This window comes from Roseateles sp. GW821-FHT09G03 (assembly GCF_059416045.1).
On record NZ_JBWKOK010000001.1, the window covers coordinates 849690 to 866332 of the forward strand.

Consider the following 16643-nt stretch of genomic DNA (forward strand, 5'->3'; position numbering starts at 1 on the left):
CCGAAAGGACTGATGCATGAGATTGCTGCTCATCGAAGATGACGACATGATCGGCCGAGCCGTCCGGCAGGGCCTCGTGACGGCGGGCTTCGCCGTGGACTGGGTGACCGACGCGCGGGACGCGCAGCTGTCCCTGTCCACGGGGGTGTACGACCTCGCGATCCTCGACCTCGGCCTGCCGCGCGGCGACGGGATGGAGCTGCTGAAGGAGCTGCGCAAGGGCGGCGACTCGTTGCCGGTGCTCATCGCCTCGGCGCGCGACACGGTCAAGGACCGGATCGCCGGCCTGGAGGCGGGCGCCGACGACTACGTCCTCAAGCCCTTCGACCTGGACGAACTGGTGGCCCGCGTGCGCGCCCTGATGCGCCGCCACGCCGGCAGCGGCAGTCCGGTGATGCGCCACGGCGATCTGGCCCTGGATCCCGTCCGCAAGGAAGTGACCCTCGCCGACAAGCTCGTGGAGCTGTCGGCGCGCGAGTTCGCCGTGCTGGAGGCCCTGATGCAGAAGCCCGGCGCCGTCCTCTCGCGCGAACGGCTCGAGGAAGCGGTCTACGGCTGGGGGCAGGAGGTCGCCAGCAATTCGATCGAGGTCCACCTGCACAACCTGCGCAAGAAACTGGGCAGCGACACCATCAAGAACGTGCGCGGCGTCGGTTACCGGATCGGCAACGCGCCATGATGCGGTCGATCGAGCGCGAGCTGCTCGCGTGGATCGTCGGCACCTTGCTGCTGGGATCGGCCCTCGTGGCGATGACGACCTACGTCGTCACGCTCGACGAGATGAACGAGGTCTTCGACAACGACCTCAAGAACGTCGCCATCGGCGTGGCGACCTATCACCGCAGCAATGCGCCGCACGAGCAGGTCCACGCGCCGGTGCTGATCCCCCGCGACGACGAGCCGCAGGACAGCGAGATCGCCACGTTCGCATGGAATGCCTCGGGGACCTTGATCTACTCGTCGGATCCCCGGGTGCCCATCACCTTCGTCTCGAAGGAAGGCCTGTCCCACCCGCGGATCGCCGGGGAAGACTGGATCGTCTACACGGCGGTCCATGACAACGGCATCGTGCAGGCGGCGCAGCGTCGCGCGTCGCGGCGCGAGATGGCGGGCGAGTCGGCGGCCAAGATCCTGCCCTTCCTGGTCGCGATGGCGCTGATCGTGGCGGGCCTGCTGATCTACGGCCTGCGCCGGGGTCTGCGTCCGCTGGACGCGGCGGCGCGCGACGTCGCCGGGCGCAGCGCGCGCTCGCTCGAGGCGATCGACACCTCCGCGGTGCCGTCCGAGCTCCTGCCGATGGTGCGCGCCATCAACAGCCTGATGGCCAAGCTCGACCAGTCCTTCAGCGCGCAGCGCAAGTTCCTCGGCGATGCGGCCCATGAACTGCGCACGCCGATCGCCGCGCTGCGGCTGCAGCTCACGCTGCTCGAGCGCAGCGCCGGCGAGTTCGAACGTTCCGCGGCCACGGCCGCACTCAAGCTGGGCGTCGTGCGTGCGCAGCGATTGATCGAGCAACTGCTTGCCGTGGCCCGGACGGACCCGGCGGGCAGCTTCGACCCGTTGCAACCGGTCGATCTGGACGACCTGGTCCGGACCGTGCTGGAACCGTTCGCATCGAAGGCCGAGTCGTGCCACGTGGATCTCGGCGCCGAGCTGTCAGGACCCCTCGAGGTGCTGGGCGACACGGCGCAGCTGGCGATGCTGCTCGACAACCTGATCGAGAACGCCTTGCGTCATACGCCCGGCAGCGGCGTGATCGATGTCGGTACCGTGACAGTCGACGGCCGGCCGACGCTGTTCGTGCGCGACTCGGGGCCGGGCATCCCGGCCGTGGACCGGGATCGCGTGTTCGGACGTTTCTTCCGCGGCGACAGCGGCAGTGCCGCGGGGCGGGAGAACGTCGGCAGCGGCCTGGGTCTGGCCATCGTCAAGGCGATCGCGGAACGCCACGGCGCGACCGTGCGCCTGCTGGATCGCGCACACGGCCCGGGGCTGGAAGTGCGCGTGCAGTTTCCGGTGTCGGGACCCGCGTCCGACGTGGGTGAGATGCGTGATGGCAGTGGGGGCGGTAGGGGCGGTGGCGGCGCTTTGCATCCGGATTCTTAAGTACGCGATAAGCGACCGTTTTTCATACTGATGGACATGTCTGATGTCCGTCCCATCGCGTCCCAATGGCCCACGGCCCGCCGGTTTGCGCCGGCGCCGCCCGATGCGTCGCCGCTCCAGTCCAGCGGCGGCGCGGGCGCCGCAGCCGGGCTGGGCGATTCCGGCGTGCCGCTGCGGGAACGCCGGCCCCGCGTGTCCTGCGTGGTCCCCTGCTACAACGAGGCCGCGAACCTGGGCGAGCTGCTGCCGCGGCTGTGCGCCGTGCTCGGCTCCTGCAGCGACGCGTGGGAAGTCATCCTGGTCGACGACGGCAGCTCGGACGAGACGGTCCAGGTGCTGCGCCAATGGGCGCGCCGGCCGGGCATCATGGCCCTGCAGCTCTCGCGCAACTTCGGCAAGGAAGCGGCGCTGACGGCGGGTATCGCCCGCGCCAGCGGCGACGTGGTCGTGATGCTCGATGCCGACCAGCAGCACGATCCGCGCCTCATCCCGCAGTTCATCCTGCATTGGTGTCACGGCGCCGACATGGTCTACGCGGTCCGCACGACCCGCGACGACGAGGCCTGGCACAAGCGCGTGGGCACGCGCCTGTTCTATGGACTGCTCAACCGGTCGGGCCGCTTCGAGGTGCCGGCGGGGGCGGGCGATTTCCGGCTCATGGACCGCTCGGTCGTCGACGCGCTGATGGCGCTGCCGGAGCGCAACCGCTTCATGAAGGGCCTGTATGCCTGGGTCGGTTATCAGACCGTGGCCGTGCCCTACCAGCCCGAGGTCCGCGCGCACGGCAGGACCCACTTCAATCCGCTGCGCCTGGCCCATCTCGCGCTGGACGGGCTCACCTCGTTCACGACCTGGCCGCTGCGGGCCGCCAGCGCGCTGGGCGTGCTGCTCGCGTTCGCGGCCTTCCTGTACGGGACCTACCTGACGCTCGTGTATTTCCTCTACGGCCACACGGTGAGCGGCTGGACCACGATCGTCGTGGGACTGATGTTCTTCTCCGGCCTGCAGCTGCTCTTCCTCGGCGTCGTCGGCGAATACGTCGGCCGCATCTTCGAGGAGGTCAAGGGCCGGCCGCTCTACGTCATCAAGAACGCTTGGGGAACCGGGCTCTCCCACTCCGGGCTCTCCAACGCAAGACAATGAATCGTCCTCTTTCCCCGCCGCGCCAAGAGGTCCTGACCGCCTCGGCGCTGAGTTTCCTCTGGCTCTGGTTCACCGCGTGGGCACGTCCGCTGTCGCTGCCCGACGAAGGGCGCTATGTCGGCGTCGCCTGGGAAGGCCTGCAGCACGGCGACTGGCTGGTCCCGACGCTCAACGGCCTGCCGTTCTTCCACAAGCCGCCGCTGTTCTACTGGATCACCGAAGCGTCGCTGGCGATCTTCGGCCCGAACGTCTGGGCCGCGCGCGCGGCGCCGCTGATCGGTGGACTGGCCGGCGCGATCGGCCTGTTCATGCTGCTGCGCCGCTGGACGACGCCCGCGCAGGCCTGGGCCGCGCTGCTGACGCTGCTGGCGATGCCGCTGCATTTCGTCGGTTCGCAGTTCGCCAACCTGGACATGCTGGTGGCCGGGCTGATCACCGCCACGATCGCCGCGGGCGCGGACGCGGCCCTGCGCGTGAACACCGGTCTGCCGCATCGGCGCATGCTGGCCGCGGCGTATGTGCTCGCCGGACTGGGCATCCTCGCCAAGGGCTTGATCGGTGTCGTGCTGCCGGGCGCCGTGCTGCTGCTGTGGCTGGGGCTCGCCGGGCAGTGGCGCACGATCCTGCGCCTGCTGTGGATCCCGGGCATCGCGCTGATGCTGCTGGTCTGCGCGCCATGGTTCGTCGCCATGCAGTGGCGCTTCCCCGGCTTCCTGCATTACTTCTTCGTCGTCCAGCACGTGCAGCGCTTTGCCGGCGGCGGCTTCAACAACGTGCAGCCGCTGTGGTTCTACCCCGCGGTCCTGCTTGCGGCGACGCTGCCGGCGCTGCCCTGGCTCGTCAAGGGCTGGAAGGGCGAGCTGTGGCGGCCGGCGCCGGGCCCGCATGCCTTGCACTGGCTGCTGCTGGTCTGGTTCGCGGTGATCCTGCTGTTCTTCTCGATCCCGCAGTCCAAGCTGGTGGGCTACATCCTGCCGGCCTTGCCGCCGCTGGCCGGACTCATCGCCGTGGCCTGGCATCGCGTCGTGACGATCGCTCCCCGCTGGCGGCGGTGGGGTCAGGTCTCGATCGCCGTCGGCGCGGTCATCGGGATCGCGGCCGTGGCGGCCTTCGGCCTGGGCGCGGGCAAGTCGAACCGCCTGCTGGCCCGGGAACTGGCGGCGCTGCGCCAGCCGCAGGACGGTGTCGTGATGCTCGAACGCTTCGAGTACGACGTGCCTTTCTATGCGCGGCTGCGCGCCCCGATGGTGGTGGTGGAGGACTGGGACGACAGTGACCTGATGGCGCGCGACAGCTGGCGCAAGGAGCTGGGGGACACGCGCGCCTTCGCCGGGGCCGGACGCGACACGTCCGCGTTCCAGACCTGGTCCTCGATCCAGGCGCTCGCCTGCCGCCGCCAGGTGGCGTGGGCCATCGGCGACATCGAGCTGGCCAAGACCCATGCGTGGCTGGCCAAGGCCGATCTCGTCGGCACCGAGAAGCACATGGCACTGTGGCGCCTGCGCGCCGCCGCGCTGGATTGCGCCCCCTGAGGAGCCGGCATGAACGGGTTGCGATCCATCTGCCTCTGCATCGACGATTTCGGCCTGCATGAGGGCGTCAACGAGGCGGCGCTGGCCTTGCGCAGGGAAGGGCGGGTGCACGCGCTGTCTTGCATGGTGGGCGCGCCGGCGTGGACGTCCGGCGCCGCCGCCCTGCGCCGGGATACGGTTGGTCCCGCCGACCTGGGACTGCACCTGGACCTGACGCAATACCCGGTCACGCTGGCGCCCGAGTCGTGGTCGTCGCTGTGGGCGCGGGGCACGCTGGACCGCCTGTCGCTGACCGCGCTGCGCGACGAGATCGACCGCCAGCTCGACCTGTTCGAGCACAACATCGGGCGTCGTCCCGACTTCATCGACGGCCACCAGCATGTCCACCAGTTCCCGCAGGTCCGCGATGCGCTGGTCGACGTGCTGCTGAGGCGCTACCCGTACCAGAAGCCCTGGCTCCGGTCGACCCGGTCCGCGAGCTGGCGGCTCAAGCCGATGGCGATCAGCCAGCTCGGGAGCCGTGCGCTGACGGCCACGGCGGATGTGCTGGCCTTCGCGCACAACCGGCGCCTGCTCGGCATCTACGACTTCACCGGCGGCCCGGAGCGCTACGAGTCCCTGCTGACCCGCTGGCTGCACCTGGCCAAGCAGGGGGACCTGCTCATGTGCCATCCGAGCACGCAGCGGATCCCCGGCGATCCCATCGCGCAGGCCCGCCTGGACGAGTTCCAGGTCTTGTCCGACAAGCGTTTCGAGTGGCATGTCCGCTCGAACTTCGTCCGTCTGGAAGCGATGTCGCGCATCCTGGACGACCAGCGCTTCGCCGGCGCGCGGAGGGTCGCGTGAACAGGCTAGCGGCAGAAGCGCCGCCCTCATCGATCACCGTTCAATTCGAGGAATCATGAACACGCTCGCCACCGCCTGGCCGGCCATCGGCGCGGCCTTCGCGGCCTCTCTCGTCGAAGTGGTCGAGGCCTTCACGATCGTCCTGGCCGTCGGCAGCACGCGCGGCTGGCGGGCGGCGTGGACGGGCACGCTGGCCGCGCTCGCGCTGCTGGCAGCGGCCGTCGCGCTCATCGGACCGGCGCTGCTCCGGGTGCCGATACACGCGCTGCAGCTGGTCGTGGGCGTCCTGCTGCTGCTGTTCGGACTCGGGTGGTTGCGCAAGGCGATCCTGCGCGCGGGCGGCGTGCTGGCGCTGCGGGACGAGAGCGCGCTCTACGCGAAGGCGACACGCGAGCTCGGCGGCGACGGCGAAAGGGTCGTCGTCGCGATGAGCTCGTCCGCGAGCGCCCGCGACTGGATCGGCGTCATCACCGTGTTCAAGGCCGTCCTCCTCGAAGGCATGGAAGTGGCCTTCACCGTGCTGGCCATCGGCGCCGGGCACGACCTGATCCTGGAGGCCTCGCTGGGCGCGGCGGCGGCCTGCGTCCTTGTCCTCGCGATCGGGATGGTGTTGCGCCAGCCGCTCGCGCGGGTGCCGGAGAACGGACTCAAGTTCGGCGTCGGGATCCTCCTCACCGCCTTCGGCGTGTTCTGGACCGGTGAAGGGCTGGGCCTCCAATGGCCCGGCGCGGAGCTGGCGCTGCTCGCCCTCGTGGCCTTGTTCGCCTTCACCGGCCTCGCCACGGCGCATCTGCTGCGCTTGCAAGAGGCACGGCCCGGGAGACCCTCATGAACCTGATCCGCGAAGTGATCCAGGAACTCTTCGGAATGTTCTGGGCCGACGCGGGCTTGTGCCTCGGCGCCTTGGCGGTGGTCCTGGGCGTCGGCATCGGCACCCACCTGGGCTGGCTGGACGAGCCCTGGGCACTGGCCGCGCTGGTGGCGGGCATCGTCCTGACCCTGTTGTTGAATGTCTGGACTGCTCGATCCGGGCGGCGTTGAAGGCTTTTCCTGTAAGCAGGCACTCGCGAGGAGATGCCCGGTGCTGCTATCTTCGTGGACCGGACCATTCCAACGACAACCGACATGTCCATGCGACTGTGCCTGCTCCAGGAAAACGAGCGGCTGGGGGAGGGCCCGCAGGGACGCGGCCTCATCGACACCACGCGCGGCTCGGGCCATCGCCCGGGCCTGCAAGCGACGTGAGTCCGCCGGCGCCGCGCGTACCGTCCATTGCGGGACGCCTGGGCACGCAGGTGCTGTTCATCTCCTTGTGCTGGGCGTTGCTGGCGGGCCTGTCGGTGTGGGCGGTGGTCCAGGAGGAGGTCGACGAGCTGCTCGACGAAACGATGCAGGCGTCTTCGCAGGTGCTGGGGCAACTGCTGCGCGACCGTCCGCCCGAGAGTGGCGCCGTGGCCGATCCCGACGACCTGTCCACGCACTTCTCCTGGCAGCTCGTGAGCGGCGACGGCCGTCTGCTGTTCCGCTCGCCGTTGGCGCCGATGGCCCCCTGGCGGCTGCCCGTCGGCTTCAGCGACTGGAACGGCGACGCGGCGTCTTCGCCGCCGCATGCCGCGCTCGGTGAGGGCGCCGAACATGGTGCGCATGATGGCGACTGGCGTGTACTCGTGCGTCCGTTCAAGACGGGCTACGTGGACGGCTGGCTGATCGTGGCCCAGACCAGCGCGGAGCGGCGTGAAGTGCGCAGCCGCGTGGGCATGCGAGTGCCGTTTCCGCGCTACTCGTCGGCGGCTTCTGCATGGTCTGGCTCAACCGGCGGGCCCGGCGCGAACTGGAGCCGCTGTCGGAGATGACGCGGGCGCTGGCGCAATACGATCCGCTGGACAGCCGGCAATCGCTGCCGGAGCAGCACCGCCAGGAGCTGGCGGCCATCCGCTCCGCGGTGCTGGAGCTGGGGTTCCGGCTGGCGCAGCGGGTGGCCAATGAGCGCGCCTTCAGCGCCCATGCGGCGCATGCGCTGCGCACGCCGTTGGCGGGCATGGACGCGCAGCTGGCGATGGCCTTGCGCGAGGCGCCCGAGGGCCAGCGCGAGCGCCTGCAGCGGACGCGGGAAGCGACGGATCGCCTGCGGCGCGTGGTGACCGCGCTGCTGACCTTGTTCCGCACGGGGATGAGCCTCCAGTGGCAGCCGCTGGACGTGACTGAACTGCTGGGCCATCTGCCGCTGCCCGACGGGCTGGTGCTGGATCTGCCGACCGAGGGGCGGGTGCGGGCCGACCCGGATCTGCTGGCGGCGGCATTGATCAACCTGCTCGACAACGCGTGGCGGCATCGCGCGACACGCCTGACCCTGCGCATCCATGCGAGCAACGACGGCGGGTGCGAACTGACACTCCAGGACGACGGCGAAGGCGTCGACGAGGACAAGCGCGACGACCTGAATGCAGCGCTGGCCAGTCAGCAGTACGAAGGGCGCATGGGGCTGGGGCTCATGATGGCGCACCTGGTGGCACGGGCCCATGGCGGTGATCTGATGCTGCCGACCGCGGAGCAGGGATTCGCCGTGTTGATGCGGTTGGGGCCGTCGCCGTCGGTGGGTGATGCGGTCTGATCTCAGAAGACGATCTGGCACCAGCATAGGTTTTCGGGGTCAGCATGGATGATCACATAATGCACATTGTCAGTCTTATGGATGGATCGACCAGGGTGCCGCCAGTAGCCTCGCGTTCCTTCTGTTGAGAGCTCCTTACGTCTCGGGCACCCCTGTCGACCCGAACAACCTCGCATTGACGTCGGCGGACGTCCTACCGCTCCACGACGATCTGCGCTTCCGTCTCCGACGCATCGAACACCATCCGCGCCGGCCAGTTCGGCCAGGCGGCCCCCAGGCTCGCGTGGTTCGGATTCCCCGTCGCCGCGAAAGCGCCGATCGACTGCATCATCGCGTCCGACAGCGCCAGCCGTCCCGGCTCATTCGCCTTGCTGAACGCGAACGACAGCGCGCTCCGACCGAAGTTCCCGAACGCGAACGGCAGGTCCATCGCATGCGCCGCGCCGTAGACGGTGTTGAACGGCGCCGGCTCCTCGTCCCAGTCGAACCGGTAGTACCAGGTCTGCGACGGCTGCTGGAAGGACAAGGCGCTCATCGACTCGATGATCCCTTTGCCGAAGACCGCCACCGTCGCCACCGACGAGATCGTGTTCCAGCCCGTGACCGGCTTGTCCACTGGCAGGAACAGCGGACTGAGCAGGTCGCCCTCGCTCAAGGTCGGCGGCGCATCGGGATCGAAGCCGTATTGCATCGTGAACCGGTCGTACTCGTTCGGCTTGAACGGCCCGAACAGCTTGCCTTCATCCCGCGTATTGCCCGCCAGCATCGGCACGCGGTTGTACCGGCCCAGCAGGATCGCGCCGGTGGGGTTCTGCGGCAGCACCGTGCCGTCGGTGAAGACGGCCGGCGATTTGCCGGACAGTCCCGCCGTCTGCTCGGCCTGGATCAGCTGCTGCGTCGTCCGCGACCTCAGGAACGCCGCCACCTGTTGCCGCGTCTGGGACAGCAGATAGAGCTCCGCCGTGAAGTCGTTGAAGGCCTTGCCGTCGGCAATCACCAGCGCACGCAGCAGGGCGCTCGCATACAACTTCGGCGTCAACGCATCGGCCGTCTGCACGCCGCCGCTCATGGCGACCGCCTTGTGGAACAGGCCACTCGCCAACGGCGACACCAGCAGCGCCCAGATGTTCACCGAGCCCGCGGATTCCCCCATCAGCGTGATGTTGCCGGGATCGCCGCCGAAAGCCGCGGCGTTGGCCCGGAGGTACTTCAGCGCCTGGATGTGGTCCAGCGTCGCGAAGTTGCCGGAGTCCGCCCTCGCCTCGCCGGTCTTGAGCTGCGCCATGTCCAGCCAGCCGAACATGCCGAGCCGGTAGTTGATCGTCACGACCACCGCCTTGGCCCTGGCGGCCAGCGTCCCGCCCTGGTAGATCGGATCGGACGAGTAGCCGCTGATGTTGCTGCCGCCATGGATGAAGACGATCACCGGCAGCGCGCCGGTCTCGCCGGCCGGGCGCCAGACGTTGAGCGTCAGGCAATCCTCGGAACCCACGAGCTTGCCGAAGCCGTCGCGCACCGCGAGTCCGAACGGCGCGTTGTCAGGCGCCGGGCTGAAGAAGCGCCCCGTCTGCGCGCACGAGGGACCGAAGGCGCTCGCGTCGCGCGTGCCGCGCCACGCATCCGGATCGACCGGCGGCATCCATCGCAGCGCACCCGTCGGGGCCTTCGCATACGGCAGTCCGAGCCAGCGGAACGTTCCGGTCCGTGCTTCCGTCGATCCGAGCACCGGTCCTTGAGCGGTCACGCGGCGCAAGCGCGCGTCCCGCCGATCTGCGTCCGCATCCGCACTCGCGTCCGCGCCGTCGCCCGCCGTCTGCGACGAGGTGCTCGCGATGCGCGCCGCGTCCACAGAACCATCGTCGGAACCGCCGCCACCGCAAGCGGCGAGCAGCGCCGCACCGAGCAGCACAAGCACCTGAACCTGCCATCGGGAACGAAGCATCGTTGTCTCCTGGTTGTTGTCGTGGGAACCAAGCGCTCGAGCAGCGGCCGACGGCCGCGGCGCTACGCGGGGGGAACGCCCTCGCCGACGTGCTTGCCGGCACGCGACGCGGACGCGAGTTGCTGGTCGACCTGGACGCTGCCCGCGGCCGGGATGGAATCGCCGGTCCGCTCGCTGATGGCTTCCCACTGCGACAACACGCGCTCGCCCGCGTCGTGCCCGACGCCGATGTGGCGGCCCGCCGTTAGCGACACGTAGGCGCGCGCGTAATGGCCGGCGCCGGCGCACAGGATGGCGCGCGTCGGCGCGTCCTCGCCCACCAGCGCCAGCAGCGCGGGGCTCACGGCTTCGGGCACGAGGGCGCGCTTGGCCTCGGGCGTCAGCAGGCTGTCGGTCATGCCGGTGGCCGCCGTCGGCGCCAGGCAGTTGACGCGGATGTCGTACTTGGCGCCTTCCAGCGCCAGCGTCTGCATCAGGCCGACCACGGCCATCTTGGCGGCGCTGTAGTTGGCCTGGCCGAAGTTGCCGTACAGACCCGATGACGAGCTCGTCATCACGATGCGACCGTAGTTCTGCCGCCGCATCAGGTCCCACACGGCCTTGCTGCAGATCACCGAGCCCATCAGGTGTACGTCCAGCACCAGGCGGAACTCGTCGAGGCTCATCTTCGCGAAGCTCTTGTCGCGCAGGAAGCCGGCGTTGTTGACGAGGATGTCCACCCTGCCCCAGCGGCGACGCGTGTCCTCGACGACGGCCTGGATCTGCGCCTCGTCCGTCACCGAGGCCTGGTGCGCCACCGCCTCGCCGCCGGCGCGGCCGATCTCTTCGGCCACCGCTGCGGCGCTCTCGCCCAGGTCCACCAGCACCACGCGCGCGCCCTGCCTCGCGAGGTACTTCGCATGCGCCCGGCCCAGACCCGCGCCCGCGCCGGTGACGATGGCCACGCGGTCCTGCAGCGCGCCCGATCCCGCCTCGCGGCGCGGCGCGGGCTCCGCCGATGGCGGCGGCTCACGCAGCTCGCGACGCAGCACCTTGCCCACCGACGAGGTCGGCAGGCTCGCCATGAACACCACCCGCCTCGGCACCTTGTAGGCCGCCAGCTGCTCGCGGCAGAACGCGAGCACCTCGTCCTCGCTCAGCGCCGGGTCGCGCCGGACGACGAAGGCGCGCACCGCCTCGCCGGTCTTCTCGTCGGGCACGCCGGTCACCGCGCAGCCGGCCACGCCGGGCATCGCGGCGATGACGCCTTCGACCTCGTTCGGGTAGACGTTGAAGCCCGACACCAGGACCATGTCCTTCTGCCGGTCGCAGATGCGCAGCAAGCCCTGCTCGTCCAGGATGCCGATGTCGCCGGTGCGGAAGAAGCCGTCCTGCGTGAACGCCACCTCGTTGGCCTGCGGCTGGCGCCAGTAGCCGCGCATCACCTGCGGGCCCTTCACGCAGATCTCGCCCTGCTCGCCGAAGGGCAGCGGCCGCCCCGCGGCGTCGGCGATGCGCACGTCGGTGGACGGCACCGGCAGCCCCACCGTGCCGCTGAATCGCAGCTGCGCGAAGGAGTTGACCGTCAGCACCGGCGCGGTCTCGCTCAGGCCGTAGCCCTCCAGGAGGTGGCGGCCGCTGCGCGCGTACCAGCGCTCGGACGTCGCGCGCTGCACCGCCGCGCCGCCACCGATGGCCAGCTTCACGCGGCGCAGGTGCTCGTCGGTGACCTGCGGCAAGGCCAGCAGGGTGCTGAACAAGGTGTTGACGCCGGTGACCACGGTGACCGCCTCGTGCGTGAACGCCCGCGACAGCGCGTCGGCATCGCGCGGATTGGCCACCAGCACGTTGCGCGCGCCGAGGCTCGCGAAGGTCAGCAGGTTCACCGTCAGCGCGAAGATGTGATACAGCGGCAGCGCCGTGAGAATCGTCTCCGCGCCCGGCGTGATCGCGCCGCCGAGCATCGCGCGCATCTGCAGCAGGTTGGCGATCAGGTTGCCGTGCGTCAGCTCCGCGCCCTTGGAGATGCCGGTGGTGCCGCCGGTGTACTGCAGCAGCGCCAGGTCCTCGCGGCCCAGCGTCGGCGGCCGCCAGTGGCCGGCCACGGCGCCCAGGGCGAGCGCGTCCTCGAACGACACCGCCGGCAGCCGCGTGCGCCCGACCGTCGGCGGCGTGCTGCCCACCACCACGATGCGCGGGACCGCCGCCGCGTCCAGCGCGTTCACCGCCACCGGCAGCGCCTGCGCGGAGACGACCAGCACCCGCGCGCCGGCGTCCTTCAGTTGATGCCGCAGCTCGCGCACCGTGTACTGCGGATTGACGCTGACCTGCACCGCGCCTGCCTTCAGGCAACCCAGCAGCACGACCGGGAAGGCCGACACGTTGCCCAGCATCACCGCCACGCGATCGCCCGGCATGACGCCGGCGACCGCGCCCAGCCAGGCGGCCCAGGCGGCCGCGCGCGCATGGAGTTCGGCGAAGCTCAGGTGGTCGTCGCCGCTCGAGATCGCCACCTGCCGCGCGTACGGCGCGGTCAGCGCGGTCAGCATCTCGGGCAGGTTCTCGTGGACGGCGGTATCGATCTCGGCGTCGGCGCCGGGCGGATAGTGGGCGAGCCAGGGGCGTGCCGCGATCAGGGTTCTTGAGTTCATGTCTTTCAGACTTCCAGCCATTCCTTGCGCACGGCGGTATCGCCGAGCAGCCGCTGCGGCGTGCCCTCGAAGACGATGCTGCCGTGTCCCATCACGAGCACGCGGTCGGAGATGTCCAGCGCGATGGTCAGCTTCTGCTCGATCAGCAGGACCGAGAGGCCGCGCGACTTCAACGTCCGGAGGTATTGCCCCACCAGCTCGACGATCTTGGGCGCCAGGCCCTCGGTGGGCTCGTCGATGATGATCAGATCGGGATCGCCCATCAGCGCGCGGCACAGCGTCAGCATCTGCTGCTCGCCGCCGGACAGCACGCCGGCCTCGACGTGCTGACGCTCCTTCAGGCGCGGGAACATCGCGTACATGTCGTCGAAGGTCCAGCGGCCGGGGCGGTTCGGGTGCTTCTGCCCCAGCATCAGGTTCTGATGCACCGTCAGCCGGGGAAAGATGTCGCGGCTCTCCGGCACGTAGGCGATGCCGCGATGCGCGATCTCGTGCGGCGCGAGGCCGGCCAGGGACCGGCCCCGCCAGCGCAGGCCGCCGCGCGCGTCCACCATGCCCATGATGGCCTTGGCCGTCGTGGAGCGGCCCGAGCCGTTGCGCCCGAGCAGGGCCACGATCTCGCCCGGCGCCACGCCGAAGCGCACGCCGTGCAGCACGTGGCTCTTGCCGTAGAAGGCGTGGAGGTCGTCGATGTCGAGCGCCCTGTCGAGGGCACTGTCGGCGCCCCGCCCGACCGGTCTGTCGATCGTCCCGTCGACGGCGAGGTCGGTGGCCATCAGTGCCCTCCTCCCTGCGCATCCGCCACCGCGGAGCCGAGGTAGGCCTCCTGCACCCGCGGATCGGCGCGCACGTTCTCGGGCGTGTCGAAGGCGATGACCTCGCCGTACACGACGACCGCGATGCGGTCGGCCAGGCCGAAGACCACGCCCATGTCGTGCTCCACGGTCAGCAGCGTGCGGCCCTGCATCACGTCCTTGACCAGCGCGATGAAGTGCCGGGTCTCGGCGCGGCTCATCCCGGCGGTCGGTTCGTCCAGCAGGATCACGCTGGCGCCGCCGGCGATGGTGATGCCGACCTCCAGCGCACGCTGCTCCGCGTAGGTCAGGTCCATGGCGGGCACGTCGCGCCGCTCGACCAGCCGCAGACGTTCAAGCAGCTGCTCGACGCGCTCGTTCGCGTCCCCCAGCCTCGACAGGAAACGCAGGAAGGTGTAGCGGTAACCCAGGCCCCACAGCACCGCGCAGCGCAGGTTCTCGAACACCGACAGCGTCGGGAAGATGTTGGTGATCTGGAAGCTGCGCGACAGGCCGCGGCGATTGATCTCGAAGGGCTCGCGGCCGTCGATGCGCTCGCCGTGCAGCAGCACCTCGCCGCTGGTGGGCGCGAAGCGGCCGCTGATCAGGTTGAACAGCGTGGACTTGCCCGCGCCGTTGGGCCCGATGACGGCGACGCGCTCGCCCGGCTTCACCTGCAGGTTGCAGCCGCGGATGATCTCCGTGCGGCCGAAACGCTTGCGCAGGTCCTTCAGTTCGAGGGCGTAGGTCATGCGATGAACTCCTGGATCTCCGCCCATCGGCGCGCGAAGCGACGCCGGGCCAGCGTGAACAGGACGAGACCGACCAGCATCACCACCGTGGCCCCGGTCCAGTAGCCCGGATGCCTCGCGTCGAGCGGGATGCCGACGAAGCTCAGCGTCGACCCGAGCGCCGCGTTGAACTGCAAGTGGTAGACCATCTCGATCAGCGTGGCGGCGCCCAGCAGCATCAGCAGCAAGGTCGCGCCGAGCACGAGGTAGTCCGGGATCAGCGCCTTGAGCCGGCCCGCGGCGGCGACGCGCACGTTGGCCATCACCAGGCTGGCCAGCCCGCCCGGCGCCCACATCACCATCAGCACGAAGGCGATGCCCAGATACAGCAGCCACGCGCGGGTGAACTCCGACAGCAGCGCGAAGGCCAGCACCATCAGGATGCCGCCGAGGATCGGACCGAAGAAGACGCTGGTGCCGCCGATGAAGGTGAACAGCAGGTACGCGCCGGAGCGCGAGGCGCCGACGACCTCGGCGGTGACGATCTCCGTGTTCAACGCGGTGAGGCCACCCGCGACGCCGGCGAAGAACGCCGAGATCACGAACACCCGGTAGCGCACCTTGCGCGTGTCGTAGCCGATGAACGCGACGCGCTCGGGGTTGTCGCGCACCGCGTTGCTGATGCGGCCCAGCGGCGTCCGCGTGAACGCATACATGGCCGCCGTGCACACGAAGGTGTAGAGCGCGATCAGGCCGTACATCTGGATCTGCGGGCCGTAGGTCAGACCGAGGCTCAGGCTCAGGTCCCTGGCGAAACCCGACGCCGCAGCCGCGGCCACGCGGTCGCCCGACACGCCGCCCTCCCCGCCGAAGAACTCCGGGAACATCAGCGCGGACGCCCACACCAGCTCGCCGATGCCCAGCGTGATCATCGCGAACGGTGTGCCGGCCTTCTTCGTGCTGACGAAGCCGAACACCATCGCGAGCGCCATCGCCGCGAGGCCGCCGACGATGGGGATCAGGCTCACCGGCAAGGGCAGCCGGCCGTCGGCGACGAGGTTGAGCGCATGCATGCCCAGGAAGGCACCGAAGCCGGCGTACACGGCGTGCCCGAAGCTGAGCATGCCGCCCTGCCCCAGCAGCATGTTGTAGGACAGGCAGACGATGATGGCGATGCCCATCTGGCTGAGGATGGTCTGCCCCAGGCCGCCGCGGAACACCAGCGGCGCGACCGCCAGCAGCAGCGCGAAGCCGCCCCAGACGATGGCGGTGCCGAGGTGGCCGGGCTTGACCCGGCGACTCGTCGGCGTGCCGCCAGCCGACAGTGCCGAGGACGTGGTGGACAAGGCGCTCATCTCAACCCTCCCGCTTGCCGAGGAGACCCTTGGGCCGGAACACCAGGATCAGCACCAGGAACAGGTAGGGCAGGATGGGCGCGACCTGGCTGACCTTGAGCTTCAGCACGGCATAGCCCGGCGTCTGCGGCGTGACGACCATGCCCAGCGACTGCAGCGCGCCAGGCAGCGAGGCGTCGATGCCCACCGCGAAGGTCTGCACGATGCCGATCAGCAAGGACGCGATGAAGGCACCGACCAGCGAGCCCATGCCGCCCACCACCACGACCACGAAGATCAGTGATCCGACGGTGGCGGCCATGCCGGGCTCGGTGACGAAGGCGTTGCCGCCGATGACGCCGGCCAGGCCGGCGAGTCCGGCGCCGCCGCCGAACACCAGCATGAACACGCGCGGCACGTTGTGGCCCAGCGCCTGCGCCGCGCCCGGATGCGTCAGCGCCGCCTGGATCACCAGCCCGATGCGCGTGCGCGTCAGCAGCAGCCAGATGGCCAGCAGCATCAGCAGCGCCACGCCCATCATGAAGGCGCGGTACACCGGGAACGTGGTGCCGTACAAGGTGAACAGCGAGCCCGACAGCGCCTCCGGCACGCGGTAGTCCACCGAGCTCGTGCCCCACACCAGCTGCACCACCTCCAGCACGATGAAGGACAGGCCGAAGGTGATGAGCAGCTCCGGCACATGGCCCAGCCGGTGGGCGCGCCGCAGCGCGTGTTTCTCGAACAGCGCGCCCAGCGCGGCGACCAGCAGCGGTGCCGCGAGCAGCGCCACCCAGAAGCCCACCAGCGAGGACACCGCGTAGGCGCAATAGGCGCCCAGCATGTAGAAGCTGGCGTGGGCGAAGTTGAGCACGCCCATCATGCTGAAGATCAGTGTGAGGCCGGCGCTGAGCATGAACAGCAGCAGCCCGTAGCTGAGCCCGTTCAACAGCGAGATCGCGAAGAATTCCATGCGT

At 69.7% G+C, this 16643-nt stretch carries 15 protein-coding genes; 9 read left to right on the forward strand and 6 right to left on the reverse strand.

Features of this window, described 5'->3' with window-relative positions; genetic code table 11:
* The first annotated feature begins 16 nt into the window (after positions 1 to 16).
* From AC07OZ_RS03825 to AC07OZ_RS03865, 9 genes are all read left to right on the forward strand, one after another.
* The gene (locus AC07OZ_RS03825) at positions 17 to 679 is read left to right on the forward strand and encodes a response regulator (protein ID WP_495465824.1); all 663 of its coding nucleotides are present in this window, start codon (positions 17 to 19) and stop codon (positions 677 to 679) included.
* The gene (locus AC07OZ_RS03830; RefSeq protein WP_495465825.1) at positions 676 to 2106 is read left to right on the forward strand and encodes a sensor histidine kinase; all 1431 of its coding nucleotides are present in this window, start codon (positions 676 to 678) and stop codon (positions 2104 to 2106) included. The genes AC07OZ_RS03825 and AC07OZ_RS03830 overlap by 4 nt, the downstream gene beginning before the upstream one ends.
* A 36-nt stretch (positions 2107 to 2142) precedes the next feature.
* Positions 2143 to 3249 (forward strand): glycosyltransferase family 2 protein, encoded by a 1107-nt coding sequence (locus tag AC07OZ_RS03835; protein WP_495465826.1) that lies wholly within the window; start codon positions 2143 to 2145, stop codon positions 3247 to 3249.
* Entirely contained in the window at positions 3246 to 4781 is a 1536-nt protein-coding gene (locus AC07OZ_RS03840) for an ArnT family glycosyltransferase (protein ID WP_495465827.1), read from the forward strand. The genes AC07OZ_RS03835 and AC07OZ_RS03840 overlap by 4 nt, the downstream gene beginning before the upstream one ends.
* A gap of 9 nt (positions 4782 to 4790) precedes the next feature.
* Positions 4791 to 5627, forward strand: coding sequence for a ChbG/HpnK family deacetylase (locus AC07OZ_RS03845; RefSeq protein ID WP_495465828.1), 837 nt, complete (start codon positions 4791 to 4793; stop codon positions 5625 to 5627).
* 55 nt (positions 5628 to 5682) lie between these two features.
* Positions 5683 to 6459 carry a COG4280 domain-containing protein gene (locus AC07OZ_RS03850; RefSeq protein WP_495465829.1) on the forward strand — a complete coding sequence of 259 codons (777 nt, stop codon included), beginning with the start codon at positions 5683 to 5685 and terminating at the stop codon, positions 6457 to 6459.
* Entirely contained in the window at positions 6456 to 6668 is a 213-nt protein-coding gene (locus AC07OZ_RS03855) for a hypothetical protein (protein ID WP_495465830.1), read from the forward strand. Before AC07OZ_RS03850 ends, AC07OZ_RS03855 begins: the two co-directional genes overlap by 4 nt.
* 200 nt (positions 6669 to 6868) lie before the next feature.
* Positions 6869 to 7480: a hypothetical protein gene (locus tag AC07OZ_RS03860; protein WP_495465831.1), complete on the forward strand. Its 612-nt coding sequence runs from the start codon at positions 6869 to 6871 to the stop codon at positions 7478 to 7480.
* On the forward strand, positions 7426 to 8238 hold the full coding sequence (locus tag AC07OZ_RS03865) for a sensor histidine kinase (protein WP_495465832.1): 813 nt from the start codon (positions 7426 to 7428) through the stop codon (positions 8236 to 8238). The genes AC07OZ_RS03860 and AC07OZ_RS03865 overlap by 55 nt, the downstream gene beginning before the upstream one ends.
* A 193-nt stretch (positions 8239 to 8431) precedes the next feature.
* Here the strand turns inward: AC07OZ_RS03865 and AC07OZ_RS03870 are convergent, their stop codons facing one another.
* The 6 genes from AC07OZ_RS03870 to AC07OZ_RS03895 form a co-directional block, all read right to left on the reverse strand.
* On the reverse strand, positions 8432 to 10180 hold the full coding sequence (locus AC07OZ_RS03870) for a carboxylesterase/lipase family protein (protein ID WP_495465833.1): 1749 nt from the start codon (positions 10178 to 10180) through the stop codon (positions 8432 to 8434).
* A 62-nt stretch (positions 10181 to 10242) separates the two neighbouring features.
* A complete protein-coding gene (locus AC07OZ_RS03875; RefSeq protein WP_495465834.1) occupies positions 10243 to 12810 on the reverse strand; it encodes an SDR family NAD(P)-dependent oxidoreductase in 2568 nt (855 codons plus the stop codon).
* A 5-nt stretch (positions 12811 to 12815) separates the two neighbouring features.
* A complete protein-coding gene (locus tag AC07OZ_RS03880) occupies positions 12816 to 13586 on the reverse strand; it encodes an ABC transporter ATP-binding protein (protein ID WP_495465835.1) in 771 nt (256 codons plus the stop codon).
* Positions 13586 to 14356: an ABC transporter ATP-binding protein gene (locus tag AC07OZ_RS03885; RefSeq protein WP_495465836.1), complete on the reverse strand. Its 771-nt coding sequence runs from the start codon at positions 14354 to 14356 to the stop codon at positions 13586 to 13588. The genes AC07OZ_RS03880 and AC07OZ_RS03885 overlap by 1 nt, the downstream gene beginning before the upstream one ends.
* Positions 14353 to 15690, reverse strand: a complete 1338-nt coding sequence (locus AC07OZ_RS03890) for a branched-chain amino acid ABC transporter permease (protein ID WP_495465837.1) — start codon at positions 15688 to 15690, stop codon at positions 14353 to 14355. Before AC07OZ_RS03890 ends, AC07OZ_RS03885 begins: the two co-directional genes overlap by 4 nt.
* 1 nt (position 15691) lies before the next feature.
* The gene (locus AC07OZ_RS03895) at positions 15692 to 16639 is read right to left on the reverse strand and encodes a branched-chain amino acid ABC transporter permease (protein ID WP_495465838.1); all 948 of its coding nucleotides are present in this window, start codon (positions 16637 to 16639) and stop codon (positions 15692 to 15694) included.
* Between the last annotated feature and the right edge of the window lie 4 nt (positions 16640 to 16643).

Coding starts and splice junctions, on each gene's coding strand:
- AC07OZ_RS03875 (WP_495465834.1), bottom strand. CDS start 12,810: ATGAACTCAAGAACCCTGATCGCGGCACGCCCCTGGCTCGCCCACTAT.
- AC07OZ_RS03855 (WP_495465830.1), top strand. CDS start 6,456: ATGAACCTGATCCGCGAAGTGATCCAGGAACTCTTCGGAATGTTCTGG.
- AC07OZ_RS03825 (WP_495465824.1), top strand. CDS start 17: ATGAGATTGCTGCTCATCGAAGATGACGACATGATCGGCCGAGCCGTC.
- AC07OZ_RS03890 (WP_495465837.1), bottom strand. CDS start 15,690: ATGAGCGCCTTGTCCACCACGTCCTCGGCACTGTCGGCTGGCGGCACG.
- AC07OZ_RS03870 (WP_495465833.1), bottom strand. CDS start 10,180: ATGCTTCGTTCCCGATGGCAGGTTCAGGTGCTTGTGCTGCTCGGTGCG.
- AC07OZ_RS03895 (WP_495465838.1), bottom strand. CDS start 16,639: ATGGAATTCTTCGCGATCTCGCTGTTGAACGGGCTCAGCTACGGGCTG.
- AC07OZ_RS03845 (WP_495465828.1), top strand. CDS start 4,791: ATGAACGGGTTGCGATCCATCTGCCTCTGCATCGACGATTTCGGCCTG.
- AC07OZ_RS03835 (WP_495465826.1), top strand. CDS start 2,143: ATGTCTGATGTCCGTCCCATCGCGTCCCAATGGCCCACGGCCCGCCGG.
- AC07OZ_RS03840 (WP_495465827.1), top strand. CDS start 3,246: ATGAATCGTCCTCTTTCCCCGCCGCGCCAAGAGGTCCTGACCGCCTCG.
- AC07OZ_RS03880 (WP_495465835.1), bottom strand. CDS start 13,586: ATGGCCACCGACCTCGCCGTCGACGGGACGATCGACAGACCGGTCGGG.
- AC07OZ_RS03865 (WP_495465832.1), top strand. CDS start 7,426: ATGGTCTGGCTCAACCGGCGGGCCCGGCGCGAACTGGAGCCGCTGTCG.
- AC07OZ_RS03885 (WP_495465836.1), bottom strand. CDS start 14,356: ATGACCTACGCCCTCGAACTGAAGGACCTGCGCAAGCGTTTCGGCCGC.
- AC07OZ_RS03830 (WP_495465825.1), top strand. CDS start 676: ATGATGCGGTCGATCGAGCGCGAGCTGCTCGCGTGGATCGTCGGCACC.
- AC07OZ_RS03850 (WP_495465829.1), top strand. CDS start 5,683: ATGAACACGCTCGCCACCGCCTGGCCGGCCATCGGCGCGGCCTTCGCG.